This is a genomic window from Streptomyces sp. NPDC002640 (genome assembly GCF_053592575.1).
On sequence record NZ_JBSFVZ010000004.1, the window covers coordinates 262,484 to 279,260 of the forward strand.

The 16,777-nt window shown below is 74.3% G+C and carries 10 protein-coding genes and 1 pseudogene; 8 read left to right on the forward strand and 3 right to left on the reverse strand.

The genetic code is table 11. The annotated features are described in order from the left end of the window. Nucleotides 1-33: 33 nt before the first annotated feature. Both ACWD3O_RS07820 and ACWD3O_RS07825 read right to left on the reverse strand, forming a co-directional pair. Nucleotides 34-801: an enoyl-CoA hydratase/isomerase family protein gene (locus tag ACWD3O_RS07820; protein ID WP_451415174.1), complete on the reverse strand. Its 768-nt coding sequence runs from the start codon at nt 799-801 to the stop codon at nt 34-36. Between the two features lie 91 nt (nt 802-892). Beyond that, a complete protein-coding gene (locus ACWD3O_RS07825; RefSeq protein ID WP_451415228.1) occupies nt 893-2,065 on the reverse strand; it encodes a L,D-transpeptidase in 1,173 nt (390 codons plus the stop codon). Nucleotides 2,066-2,469: 404 nt separating this feature from the next. On the opposite strand from ACWD3O_RS07825, the gene glgX reads away from it, so the two are divergent. The 6 genes from glgX (at nt 2,470) to ACWD3O_RS07855 (ending at nt 13,300) form a co-directional block, all read left to right on the forward strand. Further along, nucleotides 2,470-4,725 carry a glycogen debranching protein GlgX gene (glgX, locus tag ACWD3O_RS07830; RefSeq protein WP_451415175.1) on the forward strand — a complete coding sequence of 752 codons (2,256 nt, stop codon included), beginning with the start codon at nt 2,470-2,472 and terminating at the stop codon, nt 4,723-4,725. A 537-nt stretch (nt 4,726-5,262) separates the two neighbouring features. Beyond that, entirely contained in the window at nt 5,263-7,062 is a 1,800-nt protein-coding gene (locus ACWD3O_RS07835; protein WP_451415176.1) for an ABC transporter ATP-binding protein, read from the forward strand. After that, entirely contained in the window at nt 7,059-8,963 is a 1,905-nt protein-coding gene (locus ACWD3O_RS07840) for an ABC transporter ATP-binding protein (protein ID WP_451415177.1), read from the forward strand. Before ACWD3O_RS07835 ends, ACWD3O_RS07840 begins: the two co-directional genes overlap by 4 nt. Then, a complete protein-coding gene (locus tag ACWD3O_RS07845) occupies nt 8,960-10,807 on the forward strand; it encodes an ABC transporter ATP-binding protein (RefSeq protein WP_451415178.1) in 1,848 nt (615 codons plus the stop codon). Before ACWD3O_RS07840 ends, ACWD3O_RS07845 begins: the two co-directional genes overlap by 4 nt. Continuing rightward, the gene (locus tag ACWD3O_RS07850) at nt 10,804-12,591 is read left to right on the forward strand and encodes an ABC transporter ATP-binding protein (protein WP_451415179.1); all 1,788 of its coding nucleotides are present in this window, start codon (nt 10,804-10,806) and stop codon (nt 12,589-12,591) included. The genes ACWD3O_RS07845 and ACWD3O_RS07850 overlap by 4 nt, the downstream gene beginning before the upstream one ends. 142 nt (nt 12,592-12,733) lie before the next feature. Beyond that, nucleotides 12,734-13,300, forward strand: coding sequence for a hypothetical protein (locus ACWD3O_RS07855; RefSeq protein ID WP_451415180.1), 567 nt, complete (start codon nt 12,734-12,736; stop codon nt 13,298-13,300). Nucleotides 13,301-13,309: 9 nt separating this feature from the next. On the opposite strand, the gene ACWD3O_RS07860 is transcribed toward ACWD3O_RS07855, so the two are convergent. Further along, a complete protein-coding gene (locus ACWD3O_RS07860; protein ID WP_451415181.1) occupies nt 13,310-13,933 on the reverse strand; it encodes a flavin reductase family protein in 624 nt (207 codons plus the stop codon). Between the two features lie 485 nt (nt 13,934-14,418). Here ACWD3O_RS07860 and ACWD3O_RS07865 point away from each other — a divergent pair. Continuing rightward, nucleotides 14,419-16,082: pseudogene (locus ACWD3O_RS07865) on the forward strand (M4 family metallopeptidase). 82 nt (nt 16,083-16,164) lie between these two features. Next, nucleotides 16,165-16,677 carry a DUF1990 family protein gene (locus ACWD3O_RS07870; RefSeq protein ID WP_451415182.1) on the forward strand — a complete coding sequence of 171 codons (513 nt, stop codon included), beginning with the start codon at nt 16,165-16,167 and terminating at the stop codon, nt 16,675-16,677. Nucleotides 16,678-16,777: the final 100 nt, after the last annotated feature.

Here is a 16,777-nt window from a genome sequence, read left to right on the forward strand (position 1 = left end):
CCCTCCACGCACGCTGCCCCAAGGCGACCGTCCCTACAGGAACTTGGCCTTGCCAGGGCCCTCCTCGACGAAGGACTTCATGCCCCGCTCCCGGTCCTCCGTGGCGAAGAGCCCGGCGAACCAGTTGCGCTCGATGGCGAGGCCGGTGTCCAGGTCGGTCTCCAGGCCCGCGTCCACCGACTCCTTGGCGGCGCGCAGCGCGACGGCCGGGCCCTGGGCCAGCTTGGCGGCCCAGGCGTGGGCCTCGGTGTAGACGTCGGCGGCCGGGACGACCCGGTCCACCAGGCCCAGGCTCAGCGCCTCGTCGGCCCGCACGTGGCGGCCGGTGAAGATCAGGTCCTTGGCGCGGGAGGGGCCGATCAGACGGGCCAGGCGCTGGGTGCCGCCGGCGCCGGGGATCAGGCCGAGGAGGATCTCGGGCTGGCCCAGCTTGGCGTTGTCGGCGGCGATGCGGTAGTCCGCGCACAGCGCCAGCTCGCAGCCGCCGCCCAGCGCGTAGCCGGTGATCGCGGCGACGACCGGCTTGGGGATCCGGGCGACCGCGGTGAAGGAGTCCTGGAGGCCCCGGCCCCGGGCGACCATCGCCGCGTGATCCATGGCCCGCATCTCCTTGATGTCCGCGCCGGCCGCGAACACCTTCTCCCCGCCGTACACGACCACGGCGCGGACGTCGTCGCGCCCGGTGATCTCCTCGGCGAGTTCCTTGATGCGGTCCTGGGTCGCGATGTCCAGGGCGTTCATGGGCGGGCGGTCGAGCCGGATCGTGCCGACGCCTTCGGCGACTTCGAGATGAACGGTCATGCGCAGCAGGTTACGGCCCGAACGCGCAGGCCGGCCCGGTGCGCTGTGTCACACCGGGCCGGCCGCTCCGCCGCTCTGCCGCTCCGCGGCCCTACTTCTTCCAGTCCTCCCAGGACATGTTCCAGCCGTTGAGGCCGTTGTCCGGGGCGATCACCGCGTCGTCGCTGTTCTTGACCTCGACCACGTCGCCGATCAGCGAGTTGGTGAAGAACCAGGCGCCGGGCGCGGACTTGTCCCAGCCGCCGCGGGTGTCGCGCAGGCCGATGCAGCCGTGGCTGGCGTTGTAGTTGCCGAAGGCGTCGCCGCCCCAGTAGTTGCCGTGGATGAACGTGCCGGTGGTGGACAGCCGCATGGCATGGGGCACGTCCTCGATGTCGTACTCGCCCTCGTAGCCGACGGTGTCGCCGTTCATCCGGGTCACCCGGTACTTCTCGCTGATGACCATCTTGCCGTTCCAGGTCGCGGAGCCGGGGGCGCCGGTGGTGACCGGGATGGTCTTGACCAGCTTGCCGTCGCGCACGACCTTCATGGTCAGCTTCTTGGCGTCCACGGTGGACACCTGGGCGCGGCCGATCGTGAAGGAGACCGTCTTCGCCTGGCTGCCGTAGACGCCCGGGCGGCCCTCGACGCCGTCGAGGTTGAGGGTGACGGTGACCTTGGTGCCGGCCTTCCAGTACTCCTCGGGGCGGAAGTCCAGGCGGTCGTTGCCGAACCAGTGGCCCGCGACCTCGACCGGCGGGTCCGTCTTGACGCGGATCGCCTTCTCCACCGCGTCGGGCTCGGTGATGCCGCGGGTGAAGCGGATGGAGAACGGCATGCCCACACCGACGGTGGAGCCGTCCTCCGGGGTGAAGTGGCCGATGAAGGTGTTGGCGGGCGTCAGCGTGGTGAAGCTGGTGTCCTTGACCGCGACCCGGCCGTCGGCGTCCTTGGCCTCGGCGTGCACGTGGTACTTGGCGCCGGAGGCGAGGTGGGTCGCGGGGACCCAGGCGGCGCCGTCCGCGGAGATGTCGCCGGCGATCTCGGTGCCGTCGTCGTCCTTGACCTCGACCTTGGTCAGCTTGCCCTTCTCGGCCGTCACCTTGAGGGCGCCGGTCGTCTTCACGTCCTTCGTGCCGTCGTCCGGGCTGATCGTCACGACCGCCTCGGACTGCTTGGCGGCCGGGGCGGCCGTCGCGGCGCCCCCGCCGGTCCCCTCGCCGGCGCCTCCACCCTTGGCGTCCGTTCCGCCCCCGCCACCGCAGGCCGTCACGGCGACCAGCATCAGGCTCGCCAGCAGGGCCGCGGCGCCGCCACGCCGTCCCCCGGAGCGCCGCCCGGTCGTCGTTCCCCTTGTCGGCCACACGTTCACGTGTGCTCCCCCTCTTCCCCTCATCGGGCCTGGTCAGACCCCCTCCCGGCGCGTCACGCGCGCCATGACGAATCGTAAGGGCAGGATCATGCCTCTCCCCCGACCGGAAAGGTCACCGTTTCGTCCCAACTTCGGTTCCAAACCTGTCAGAGGGCGAAAACTTCCGGAGCGTTGCCGTCGGCACGTCCTCCGGGTACGTGAGCGGGAGGCCCGGGATGGGCATGAACCCGGGGTAGGACGACGCGCCGGGGTGGCCGCGCCGGGACGGCCGCGCCCCCTCGCCCGTTGTCGCCCCACGAACCGCGGGAGGCCGACCGGTGTCGAGCGCAGCCGAGCAGGAGACGGTGGCGGACCAGCACGCCGCCGACGCGGACCACGACGCCCTCGCGGCCGTCGGACTGAACGGGACCGCGCGCCTCACGGCGCCCGCGCCCCCCGTGTGGCCGGGGTCGTCCACCCCGTTGGGCGCCCGCTACCGGGTGGGTCCCGACGGGGTCGCCGGCACCAACTTCGCCCTGTGGGCGGGCGGCGCCGAGGCGGTGGAACTCTGCCTCTTCGAGGCCGACGGCACCGAACGGCGGCTGCTCCTGAGCGAGCTGACCCACGAGATCTGGCACGGCTTCGTGCCCGGGATCCACCCCGGGCAGCGCTACGGCTTCCGGGTGCACGGCCGCTGGGACCCGTGGACCGGCGCCCGCTGGAACCCCGCCAAGCTCCTCCTCGACCCCTACGCGCGGGCCGTGGACGGCGAGTTCACCCTGCCGCCCGAGGTGTACGGGCACGTCCGCGACTGGCCGGACCAGCAGGTCGCGGACACCGTGCGCGACGACCGGGACTCCGCGCCGTTCGTCCCCAAGGGCGTGGTGGTCCACGACGACGACGACTGGGCGGACGACCGCCGGCCCAAGACCCCCTGGGCCGACTCGGTCATCTACGAACTCCACGTCCGCGGCTTCACCCAGCGCCACCCCGGCGTGCCCGAGGAGCTGCGCGGCACCTACGCGGGCCTCGCCCACCCCGCGGCGATCGAGCACCTGACCCGGCTCGGCGTGACCGCCGTGGAGCTGCTGCCGGTGCACCAGTTCGCCCACGAGGACCACCTGCTGCGCCGGGGCCTGACCAACTACTGGGGCTACAACTCCATCGGCTACTTCGCCCCGCACGCCGCCTACGCGGCCACCGGCACCGGCGGCGAGCAGGTCGGCGAGTTCAAGCGGATGGTGCGCGCCCTGCACGCGGCGGGCATCGAGGTGATCCTCGACGTCGTCTACAACCACACGGCGGAAGCCGGACAGTTCGGCCCCACCCTGTCCCTCAAGGGCATCGACAACCGCGGCTACTACCGCCTCCAGGGCGACGCCCGCCGCTACGCCGACTACACCGGCTGCGGCAACACCCTGCACGTGGTGCGCCCCCAGGTGCTGCGGCTGATCACGGACTCGCTGCGCTACTGGGTGACCGAGATGGGCGTGGACGGCTTCCGCTTCGACCTCGCGGCGGCGCTGGCCCGCTCCATGCACGACGTCGACATGCTCTCGCCGTTCCTCGCGGTGATCGCCCAGGACCCGGTGCTGCGCCGGGTGAAGCTGATCGCCGAGCCGTGGGACGTGGGCTCCGGCGGCTACCAGGTGGGGGCGTTCCCGCCGCTGTGGACGGAGTGGAACGACCGCTACCGGGACGCCGTGCGCGACTACTGGCGCGGCGCGCTGCCGGACGTCCGCGACCTCGGCTACCGCCTCTCCGGCTCCAGCGACCTCTACGCCTGGGGCGGCCGGCGGCCCTACGCCTCGGTCAACTTCGTCACCGCCCACGACGGTTTCACCCTGCGCGACCTGGTCTCGTACCACCACAAGCACAACGAGGCCAACGGCGAGGGCAACCGCGACGGAACCGGCGACAACCGGTCCTGGAACTGCGGCGCCGAGGGCGAGACGGACGACGCCGAGGTCAACGCGCTGCGCCGCCGCCAGCTGCGGAACCTGCTGACCACCCTCCTGCTCTCCACCGGCGTGCCGATGCTGGTCGCCGGAGACGAGATGGGGCGCACCCAGGGCGGCAACAACAACGCGTACTGCCAGGACAACGAGATCGGCTGGGTCGACTGGTCGCTGCTGGAGGAGCCCGGCTGGCGGCAGCTGTTCGAGCTGACCTCCCGGCTGGTCGCGCTGCGCCACCGCCACCCGGTGCTGCGGCGGCGCGCCTTCTTCTCCGGCCGCGCGCAGGGCGCCGACGGGCTGCGCGACCTGGCCTGGTTCACCCCGGACGGCGCCGAGATGACCGAGGGGGACTGGTTCGCGCCCACCGCCACGCTGGGGATGTACCTGTCCGGGCGGGACATCCCCGGACGCGACGAGCGCGGGGCGCCCGTCGTGGACGACAGCTTCCTCGTGGTCCTCCACGCCGACCACGACCCCGTCGCCTTCACCCTCCCCGGCCGCCCCTGGGCCGACCGCTACGAGGTGGTGGTCGACACCGGCCTCGAGGACCAGGCACGGCCGCCCGCCGCCTCGCACACCGCGGGCGACACGATCCACGTCCCGCCCCGCACCGTGCTGCTCCTGCGGGTGCGGTAACGAGCTCCCGCCCGCCACCCCCACGGAGCCGGGCCCGGCGGTCAGCCCCCGGCTCGGCCGGCGGTCACTTCCCGGCACGGCCGGTGGTCAATACCCAGCACGGCCGGTGCTCGCCCCCCGGCACGGCCGAGTGGTCGCGCCCCCCGGCACGGCCGGTGGTCACTTCCCGGCACGGCCGGTGCTCGCCCCCCGGCACAGGCGGCGGTCACTTCCCGGCACGACCGAGTGGCCGCACCCCGGCACAGGCGGCGGTCACTTCCCGGCACGACCGAGTGGCCGCACCCCGGCACAGGCGGCGGTCACTTCCCGGCACGACCGAGGTGGCCGCTCCCCGCGCGGCCGGTGCTCGCCCCCGCACGGCCGCAGGCCGCGCACGGCGCCCGGACCCCGGTAGTGGGCGGACCGGGGGGGACGGCACCGTGCGGCAGGCTCGCGCCTCCCGTGCCCCCGGGAACGCCCCCCGACGCCTCCCGCGCCCCCGCCGCCGCCGGAAAAATCGGTGGGCGATGTCAGCATCAAAGCCTAGGCTCGCTGCTGATGCCCAGGACCACCGCCGCCGAGCGTTCCCCAGCCGTCCAGACCCTCCTCCGTCTGTGGCCGTTCGTCCGGCCCGTCCGGGCGCGCCTGGGCGGCGCCGCCGTCGTGGCGGTCCTCGCCTCGCTGATCAGCCTGGTCATCCCGCTGGTCCTCAAGTGGCTGGTCGACGGCCCCATCGCGGACGGCGACACGGCGGGGGTCTGGCTGGGCGCGCTGTGGGTGCTGCTGCTCGGTCTCGCCGAGGCCCTGCTGTTCGGCCTGCGCCGCTGGATGGTGGCCCGCCCGCTGTCCGGTGTGGAGGCCGGCATGCGCGAGGCGCTCTACCGCCGGCTCCAGCGGCTGCCGATCGCCTTCCACGACCGCTGGGCCTCCGGGCAGCTGCTCTCCCGGGCCACCACCGATCTGATGATCATCCGCATGTTCCTCGCCTTCCCGCTGACCTTCCTCCTGGTCAACGGGGTGACGATCCTGGTCGGCGTCATCGTGATGCTGGTGATGGACCCGGCGCTGGGGCTCGTGGTGCTCGTCCCCGTGATTCCCGTGATCGTCGTCTGCTCGATCTTCGAGAAGCGCTTCTCCGAGGCCGCCCGCACCGCCCAGGACCAGGTGGGCGACGTGACGACCCTGGTGGAGGAGAGCGTCCTCGGCATCCGGGTCATCAAGGGCTTCGGCCGCCACCGCAGCCAGGCCGACGCCTTCCGGGAACTGACCCGCCGGCTCCGCGGCACCGAGCTGCGCAAGGCGCGGCTGCTGGGCGCGATCATGACCGTCATCGTGGCCCTGCCCGAGCTGGCCATCGCCGCCTGCCTGGTCCTCGGCACCATGCGGGTGGCCGACGGCACGCTCTCCGCGGGCACCCTGGTGGCCTTCCTCTCCACCGCCCTGGCGCTGCGCTGGCCGGTGGACTCGATCGGCTTCCTGCTGGCGATGAGCCAGGAGGCGGCCACCGCCACCGCCCGCTACTTCGAGGTGCTGGACACCGAGCCCGAGTCGCGGGCCGCCGCCCCGGCCGCCACCCCGAAGGCCGCCCTCACGGTGAAGGAGCACGGCGGACTGCGGCTGGAGGGCGTCCGGTTCCGCTTCCCCGACGCCCCCGAGGACGCCCCGCCGGTGCTGGACGGCGTCGACCTGCACGTACGGCCCGGCGAGTCGCTGGCCCTGGTGGGCGTCACCGGCTCCGGGAAGACCACCCTGACCTCCCTGGTGCCCCGGCTCCACGAGGTCACCGAGGGCCGGATCACGCTGGACGGCGTCGACATCACCACCATGCCGCGCGAGGAACTGCGCTCCCGGGTGGCCGTCGCCTTCGAGGACCCCACCCTGTTCTCCGCCACGGTCGGCGAGAACGTCCTGATGGGCGCCGCCGGACACCCCGGTCCCGAGGACCTGGAGCGCGCCCTCGCGGTCGCCCAGGCGCAGTTCGTGCACGCCCTCCCGCAGGGCGTGGACACCCAGGTCGGCGAGCAGGGCCTGAGCCTCTCCGGGGGTCAGCGGCAACGCCTGGCGCTGGCCCGCGCGGTCGTCGGCCGCCCCGACTTCCTGGTGCTCGACGACCCGCTGTCGGCGCTCGACGTGCACACCGAGGCCGCCGTGGAGGCGGCCCTGCGCGAGGTGCTCGCCGACACCACCGCCCTGATCGTCGCCCACCGCCCGTCCACCGTCCTGCTCGCCGACCGGGTGGCGCTGCTCTCCGGCGGCCGGATCGCCGCCGTGGGCGACCACCACGAACTGCTGCGGACCAACGCCGAGTACGCCTGGCTGATGTCCGGCGCCCTGGAGCCCGAGGAGGCCCGCCGATGACGGCTCCCACCGCGCAGCAGCGCGACGAGAGGAAGCGCGACCGCCGCAAGGCCGCCGAGCGGCACGGCGCGCAGGCGCCGGAGGGGTCGGAGGCGGCGGAGGCCGACGGCCGCGACGCCTTCGACCGGGACGTCCTGCCCACCCCGCCCGGCGCCACCCTGGCGCTGCTCCGCTCGCTGCTCGCCCCGCTGCGCGCCCGGGTGGTGCTCGCCGCGGTCCTGCTGCTGCTCCAGCAGGCCGCCGTGCAGGCCGGGCCGCTGCTGGTGGCGTACGCCATCGACACGGCGGTGCCCGCCTTCCGGACGAGCGACCACGGGCCGCTGCTGCTGGTCGCGGTGGGCTACCTGCTGGCCGCGTCCGCGGGCGGCGTGCTGGAGTACGCCTTCATCACCAGCTCCGCCCGGGTCAACCAGGACGCGCTGCTGGACCTGCGGGGCCGGATCTTCCGCCACGCGCAGGCGCTCAGCGTCGACTTCCACGAGCGGTACACCTCGGGACGCCTGATCTCCCGTGCCACCACCGACGTGGAGTCGCTGCGCGAACTGCTCAGCGAGGGGCTGCAGGAGCTGATCACGGTGATCGTCTCCTTCGTCTACATCTCCGCCCTGCTGCTCTGGCTCGACCTCGGCCTGGGCGCGGTGGCGGTCGCCTCCTTCCTGCCGCTGGCGCTGCTGGTCCGCAGCTACCAGGACCGGGCCGGCCGCATCTACCGGGAGCGGTCCACGGCCATCGCCGGGGTGATCGTGAAGTTCACCGAGACCATGAACGGCATCCGCCCGGTCCGCGCCTTCCGCCGGGAGGACGCCAACGACGCCGAGTTCGCCCCGCTCAACAAGCGGCACGAGCGGACCAACGGCGACGCCCTGCTGGAGATGGCCCGCTACGTGGTGGGCTCCCGGCTGGTCGCCAACGTCACCGTCGCCGGCATCGTGCTGTGGGGCGCCTACCGGGTGGCGGACTCCTCGCTGGCCCTGGGCGTGCTGGCCGCCGCGGTGCTCTACCTGCGCCGGCTGTACGACCCGATCGACCGGCTGGGCATGTTCCTCAACTCGTACCAGTCCGCGGCCGCCTCGCTGGAGAAGATCGCCGGTCTGCTGGCGCAGGTCCCGGCCGTCCCCGAGCCGGTCGCCCCGCGTGCGCTGCCGCCCACGGAGGACGGCCACCCGGGCCGCGAGGTGGTCTTCGACGGCGTCCGCTTCGCCTACCGCACCGGCGGCGAGGTGCTGCCCCGCTTCGACCTGACGCTGCCCGCCGGGCAGACCGTGGCCGTGGTCGGTTCCACCGGCGCGGGCAAGTCCACGCTGGCCAAGCTGCTGGCCCGGTTCTACGACCCGTCCGACGGGCGGGTCCTGCTGGACGGCGTCGACCTGCGCGACCTCGCCAACGCGGACCTGCGGCGCGGGGTGGTCATGGTCACCCAGGAGGCGTTCCTGTTCTCCGGCACGGTCGCGGAGAACATCGCCATCGGCCGGCCCGACGCCACCCGCGAGGAGGTCGAACGGGCCGCCAGGGCCATCGGGGCGCACGACTTCGTCGCCGCGCTGCCCGACGGCTACGACACCGACGTCCGCAAGCGCGGCGGCCGGATCTCCGCCGGGCAGCGCCAGCTCGTCGCGTTCGCGCGCGCCCTGCTGGCCGACCCGGCGGTGCTGATCCTCGACGAGGCGACGAGTTCGCTGGACGTGCCCGGCGAACAGGCCGTGCAGCGGGCCATGTCGACGGTGCTCAAGGGACGCACGGCGGTGGTCATCGCGCACCGGCTGTCCACCGTGGAGATCGCCGACCGGGTCCTGGTGATGGAGAAGGGCCGGATCGTCGAGGACGGCTCGCCCGCCGAACTCATCGGCGGCGAGGGCCGGTTCGCCGACCTGCACCGCGCCTGGCGGGACAGCCTCGCGTGAGGTGGCTGCTGGGCCGCGACGTCGACGTGGACGGGGATCCGGGCACCCCGGACCTGGGCGGCGGGGTCCGGTACCTGTGGTGGCTGGTGGCCCGCCAGCCGGGACGGTCGGCCGCGGGAGCGGTCTGGTCGATCCTCTGGATGGGCCTCTTCGCGGTGGCCCCCTACCTGCTCGCCCGTGCCGTCGACGACGGCCTGGTGAAGGGTGACACGGGCGCGCTGCTCGGCTGGACGGCGGCGCTGTTCGGCGCCGCGGTGGCCGGCGCCGCCGTCAGCCTGGTGCGGCACCGCACCATGACCAAGGTGCGGATGGACGCCAACTTCCGCACCGTGCGCCTGATCCTGGGCCAGTCGGTGCGTCTGGGCCCGGCCCTGTCGCGCCGGGTCTCGGCCGGTGAGGTGATGACCATCGGCGTGGGCGACGTGCAGACCATCGCCGGGGCGCTGACCGTGGTCGGACCGGGCGTCGGCGCGATCGCCTCCTACCTGCTGGTGGCCGCGCTGCTGTTCTCGGTCGCCCCGCTGCCGGCCGTGGTCGCGCTCCTCGGGGTGCCCGCGCTGGCCGTCCTGCTGGGCCCGCTGACCGCCCGCCTCCAGTCGGCGGAGACGGTCTACCGGGAGCGGCAGAACGCCCTCACCGCGCGGATCGGCGACCTGGCGGGCGGCCTGCGGGTGCTCAACGGACTCGGCGGCAAGGGGCTGTTCGCGGACGCCTTCCGCCAGGACTCGGCACGGCTGCGGGAGCAGGGCTTCCGGGTGGGCGCGGTCACCAGCTGGATGCAGTCCCTCGCCCTGGGCCTGCCCGCCGTGCTGCTGGCCGCGGTGGTCTGGTCCGCCGCCCGGCCCGCCGCCCTCGGCGAGATCACGGTCGGCCAGCTGGTGTCCGTCTACGGCTACGTGCTCGCCCTGATCTACCCGGTGTTCTTCCTGGTGGAGGGGACCCAGCTGCTCAGCCGCGGCGTGGTGGCCGCCCGGCGGGTGGTCGCCTTCCTCGGCCTGGAGCCCGACTCCGGGCCGCCCCCGGCCGAGGCGCTGGACGCGCCCGAGGGACCGGCCGTGCTGCACGACCCCGACTCCGGCGTCACCGTGCGGCCCGGCGTGCTGACCGCGCTGGCCTGCGCCGACCCGGCCGACGGCGTGGAGGTCCTGGACCGGCTGGGCGGCTACACCGCCACCTCCGCCACCTGGGGCGGCGCTCCCCTGGACGCGATCGCCCAGGCGCGGGTGCGGGAGCGGATCCTGGTCGCCGAGTCCGAGGCCGACCTGTTCACCGGACCGCTGCGCGCGCTCCTCGCCGGGGGCGGGAAGCGGAACACGGACGACGCGCTCTCCGGCGCCCTGCGGGCGGCCGCCGCCGAGGACGTGGTGCGGGGGCTGCCGGACGGGCTGGACTCCCGGATCGACGCCCAGGGCCGGAACCTGTCCGGCGGGCAGCGCCAGCGGATCCGGCTGGCCCGGGCGCTGGTCGCCGACCCCGAGGTCCTGCTGCTCGCCGAGCCCACCTCGGCGCTCGACGCCCACACCGAGAACCTGGTGGCCGAGCGGCTGCGCGCCGCCCGCGCCGGCCGGACCACGGTGGTCACTTCCACCTCGCCGCTGCTGCTCGACCGCGCCGACGTGGTCCACCTCCTGGACGGCGGCCGGGTGGTGGCCTCCGGCCCGCACCGGGCGCTGCTCACCACCGAGCCCCGCTACCGCTCCCTGGTCGCCCGCGAGTCCGGCGGGCAGCCGGGCGCCGACGGGCAGGCCGGCGCCGGGGAACGGCCCGGCGGCGGGGAGCGGCCCGGCAGCGGGGAGCGGCCCGGCGGCGGGGGTCCGACCGAGAGCGAGGAACTGGCCCGATGACCACCGCACCTCTGGACGGTCCTCCGGCCGACGCGCACGCCCTCCCCGTGGCCGGGCCTGCGGACGTCCGCAGGGCGGCGGCCCGGCTGATCCGGCAGGACCGGCGTTCCTTCGTCGGCGTCGTGGCCCTCAACTCCGCGGCCGCGCTGGCCGGTCTGGCCGCCCCGTGGCTGCTGGGGCGGATCGTCGACGAGGTCCGCGCGGGGGCCGGGGTGGCGGTCGTGGACCGGCTGGCCCTCGCCATCGTGGCCGCGGCGGTGGTGCAGCTGCTGCTCTCCCGCTGGGCCCGGTACGCCGCGCACCGGATGGGCGAGCGGACGCTGGCCCGCGTGCGGGAGACCTTCGTCGACCGGTGTCTCGCCCTGCCCGCCTCCGTGGTGGAGCGGGCCGGCACCGGCGACCTCGCCACCCGGGGCACCGCGGACGTGGCGGCCGTGGGCACCACCCTGCGCGACTCCGGGCCGCAGATCGTGATCGCCTCGGCGCAACTGCTGTTCCTGCTGGGCGCCGCGGTGGCCACCGACCCGCTGCTCGGCTGCTGCGCGCTGACCGGGCTGTTCGCCGCCCACCTCGCCACCCGCTGGTACCTGCGCCGGGCGCGCGCCGCCTACCTGGCCCAGGGCGCGGCGGACTCCGGCGTGGCGGAGATCCTGTCCGCCACCTCGGCCGGCGCCCGGACCGTCGAGGCGTTCCGGCTGGGCGACGCCCGCCTTCGCGCGGGGCGGGAGGCGCTGACCGTCGCCCGCGCCGCCCGGATGCGGACCCTGCTGCTGCGCAACGTGTACTTCCCGGCGGTGGAGATCGCGTACAGCCTCCCGCTGATCACCGTGCTGCTGGTGGGCGGGTGGCTGCACCTGCGGGGCGCGGTGACCCTGGGGACGGTGCTGACGGCCGCCTTCTACATGCGGCAGATCGAGGCGCCGCTCGACGAGGTGCTCAGCCACGTGGAACAACTCCAGTCCGGCGGGGCCTCGTTCGCCCGGGTGGAGGGCCTGGCCGGGGCGCCGAGGAGCAACGGCGAGGAGCTGTCCGCTGAGCCGGAGGACGACCGGATCGAGGTGCGGGGCGCCCGGTACGCCTACCCGGGCGGGCCGGAGGTGCTCGGCGGGGTCGACCTGGTGGTGCGCCCCGGTGAGCGGCTGGCGGTCGTGGGGCCGTCCGGGGCGGGCAAGACGACGCTCAGCCGGCTGATCGCCGGGATCGACGCGCCCACGGCGGGTTCCGTGACGGTGGGCGGGGTGCCGGTGGTGTCGCTGACCCCGGAGCGGCTGCGGCGGCAGGTCGTGCTGGTCACCCAGGAGCACCACGTCTTCCTGGGCACCGTCCGGGACAACCTGCTGATCGCCGGACCGGAGGCGTCGGACGCCGAGTTGTGGGCGGCGCTGAGGTCGGTCGGCGCGGAGTGGGTGTCCGCGCTGCCGGACGGGCTGGACACGGTGCTGGGCGGGGACGCGTACCGGGCGTCCGGTCCGCAGGCGCAGCAGCTCGCGCTGGCCCGGGTGGTGCTGGCCGACCCGCACACCCTGGTCCTCGACGAGGCCACCGCGCTGCTCGACCCGGCGACGGCACGGCACGCGGAGCGGGCGCTGGCGGCGGTCCTGGAGGGGCGCACGGTGATCGCGATCGCCCACCGCCTGCACACCGCCCACGACGCGGACCGGGTCGCCGTGATGCGCGACGGCCGCCTCACGGAACTGGGCCCGCACGACGAACTCGTCGCCGCGGGCGGCGCGTACGCCTCCCTCTGGCGCACCTGGCACGCCACCCCCACCACCTCCGCCTGACCGACCCCGGCCCCCGGGGCCACACCGGGCGGTGACGGCGGGGCCCCGGGCGCGGCGCTCCCCCATGGTGGGGCTGGGGACACCCCCGGGGGGTGGCGCTGGGCCGATGGTGGCAATGGGGGCCCGCTGGTTGTATCCGGGTATGACGACCGCGACGACGCGCAGCGGACAGCCGCGCCCCCGCCTCCTCGGCCACGCCCTCACCCGGACCTACGCCGCGGCCCTCCTCACCCACCTCCCGCTGCTCGCCGTGCTGCTGCTCCCGTGGGGCCGCAGCCGGTTCGAGGGCGGCGGGGAAGCGCTGACGGGCGTGGTCGCCACCGCGCAGGCCGTCCTGGTGGTCGCGGCCGTCGTGTACGTGCCGGAGGTCTCGGCGCGGGTCGCCCCGGCCGCGCCCGCCTGGCTTCCCGGCACGGCGCGGCGCGCGGTCCGCGCGACGGTCAGGGAGGACCGCCGCGGGTACCTGAGGGTGCTAGGGGAGCTGGTGGGCCTGTACGCCGCCGCCCAGTGCCTCGGCGGCCTGGTCGCCGTCGTCCGCCCCTACATGCGGGACAACCCGGCCTCCGTCGTCGAGGCCGGAGGACACCCGTGGGCCTTCCACTACGGCAACTTCGCGCTCCAGGCCGTCGTGCTCCACCTCGGCATCTGCTTCGCCACGGCCTGGTACGCGTACCGCCTCCGCTCCCGGGTGGCCGGCCCGCGCGCCTGACGCGCGGGCTCAGCCCCCGGTCCGCTCCCCGCCGGCCCAGTCCTGGTACCGGATCCTCCGCCGGTCGTGGACGACCGTGGTCGCACCCCACTCGTTGCCGCCGAGGCGGGACAGCGGCCGCAGCCGGCTCACCTCCGGGTGCCCGTGCTCGTCCAGTGCCTCCCCCGCGACCGCCACGTGCCGCACGCGGCCGAAAACCACCGTGCAGTCGCCGATGGCCGTCGTGTCGTACAGCCCGCACTCGATCGCCACCGGCGAGCCCGCCACCCGCGGCGGCGCCACCGTCGCGGAGGGCTCCGGAGCGACCCCCACGGCCTCGAACTCCCCCATCCCCGGCGGGAAGTCGGTGGCCGTGTCGTTGACCGCCGCGAACTGCCCCTCGGCGGCGAAGTTCACCACGAACTCCCCGGTGGCCAGCACGTTCCGCAGCGTGTCCTTGGTGCCGACCGAGGTGAACTGGACCACCGGCGGCTGTGTCGAGGCCACGGTGTAGAAGCTGTGCGGCGCCAGGTTGGCCACGCCCTCGGCGGACAGCGTGGACACCCAGGCGATCGGCCGCGGCACCACCACCGCCGTCAACAGCCGGTAGAAGGCGCCGGGTTCCAGGGCATCGGGAGCGAAGTCGACACGCATGCCGGCCAGTATCCCCCGCCGCCTCGCCCCGTCCCCCTCGCCGTCCCCTGCCCGGCCCCGCCGTCGCCCCCGTGCGACAGGGACGCGGGTTGCGTCGCTTTTAGGCCAAGCGCCCTCGACGCGTCCACCCGGCCGGCGTCCCCGAGGCCGGTTTACCGAGCCATGACCCCTCCCCCTCAACAGGCCCCGGCACCCCAAGGGGCAGAGAGGGAACGGGGGCCGGGACTTTGACCCGCCTTTACGCGCGACCGGGCTGCCCTTGGCCGCCGCTTTGCCCTCCCCCGACCCTCCCCGCCCACCCCGGACCTTCGCCCACCTGCCACCTTCCGGCCAACCTGTCGTCGTGGTCATGACATCAACGTGGTGCCGGTGCCACAGTTCCACCGCGGCCCGACCGCACCGGCACCACCCGCACCTGCCACCCCCCGACACTCCCCCGGACCGGCGCGACCACGCCGGCCCCGGCCCCCACACGAGGAGATCGCGTGTCCGCTCTCTACGCGCGTCATCGGCGCACCGCCCTGGCCACCGCCGTCGCGCTCGCCGCAGGCTCCCTGCTGATCACCGCCGGCACCGCCACCGGCGCCCCCGAGAACTCGGCCGCCTCCGCCGCCCCGAAGGCCGCGGCCGTCCCCGCCGCGATGCCGGTGCAGCTCTCCCCCGCCGCCCGCACCGCCCTGCTCAAGGCGGCCGAGGGCCGCACGGCGGACACCGCGAAGGCGATAGGCCTGGCCTCCTCGGAGAAGCTGGTCGTCCGCGACGTGGTCCAGGACGGCGACGGCAGCCTGCACACCCGCTACGAGCGCACCTACCAGGGCCTCCCCGTGCTCGGCGGCGACCTGGTCGTGCACACCTCTCCTCCGGCGAGCGGAAGGGCGTCACCAAGGCCACCAAGGCGGAGATCAAGGCCGACCTCTCGGCCGAGGTCACCGCCGGCAAGGCCGAGAAGCAGGCGCTGTCCGCCTCCGAGGCCTCCGGCTCCGAGAAGACCGCCGTGGAGCACGCCCCGCGCAAGGTGGTCTGGGCCGCCGACGGCGAGCCCCGGCTGGCCTACGAGACCGTGATCGGCGGCTTCCAGTCCGACGGCACCCCCAACGAGCTGCACGTGATCACCGACGCCGCCACCGGCGAGAAGATCTACGAGTTCCAGGGCGTGCACACCGGCACCGGCCGCACGATGTACTCCGGCAGCGTCACGCTGAGCACCACGCTCTCCGGCTCGACGTACCAGCTCACCGACGCCACCCGCGGCGGCCACAAGACGTACAACCTGGCCCGCGGCACCTCCGGCACCGGCACCCTCTTCACCGACGCGGACGACATCTGGGGCACCGGAGTCGCCACCAGCTCCTCCACGGACCAGACCGCCGCCGCGGACGCCGCCTACGGCGCGCAGAAGACCTGGGACTTCTACAAGAGCACCTTCAACCGCAGCGGCATCAAGAACGACGGCAAGGCCGCCTACTCGCGGGTCCACTACGGCAACGCCTACGTCAACGCCTTCTGGCAGGACTCCTGCTTCTGCATGACCTACGGCGACGGCGCGGGCAACACCCGCCCGCTGACCTCGCTGGACGTGGCCGCGCACGAGATGACCCACGGCGTCACCTCGGTCACCGCCCGCCTCAACTACAGCGGCGAGTCCGGCGGCCTCAACGAGGCCACCTCCGACATCCTCGCCACCGGCACCGAGTTCTACGCCGCCAACTCCACCGACGTGGGCGACTACCTCATCGGCGAGAAGATCAACATCAACGGCAACGGCACGCCGCTGCGGTACATGGACAAGCCGAGCAAGGACGGCGCGTCCCAGGACTACTGGTCCACCTCCACCAACAGCGTGGACGTCCACTACTCGTCCGGCCCCGCCAACCACTTCTTCTACCTGCTGTCCGAGGGCAGCGGCGCCAAGACGATCAACGGCGTGAGCTACAACTCGCCCACCTACAACGGCGCCGCGGTCACCGGCATCGGCCGGGCCAAGGCGCTCCAGATCTGGTACAAGGCGCTCACCACGTACATGACCTCCACCACCAAGTACGCGGGCGCCCGCACCGCCACGCTCAACGCCGCCACGTCCCTCTACGGCTCCGGCAGCGCCGAGTACACCGCGGTGAACGCCGCCTGGGCCGCGGTCAACGTGAAGTGACCCTCGAGCACCGCTGAATTGCCGAACGATTGAGCGGCACCCGGCAGGCATATGCCCCCGGGTGCCGCTTAGTGTGGGCCCCATGTCCTTCACCTACGAGGACGTCGGCGCCACACGCGACGGCGGCGTCCCCTGCCCGCCCGGCTACCACTCCGTGCACGAACGCACCCGGATCGGCGAGGGCGAGGACGTCTTCCGCCGTGCCGCCGAGGCGTTGACCACCTGGCGGATGCACCGCGAGATGGGCGTGGGGATCACCGCCTCCGCCGAGCGGGCCGCACCGGGCGTGGACGTCACGGTGACCCTGGCGGGCATCCTCAAGGCCCCCTGCCGGGTGGTGTGGACGGCGGACGAGCCGCGCCGCGTGGGGTGGGCGTACGGCACGCTCCCCGGGCACCCCGAGTCCGGCGAGGAGGCGTTCGTGGTCACCCGCACGGGTGACGGCACGGTCTGGCTCACGGTCACCGCGTTCTCCCGCCCCGCCAAGTGGTACGCGAAGGCGGGCGGCCCGGCCGTACGCGGGTTCCAGCAGGCCTACGCCAGGCGCTGCGGGGTGGTGCTGCGCCGCCTCGCGGACCCGCCGCAGGAGTTCTGAGGCGGCGCGGCCCGTCCAGGGCACCGGGGCCCGCCCGCGGCGGCCGTGGGCGGGCCGGGGCCGTCCATGGTGGCCGAGGGCGGCGGGGACCGCTCGCGGC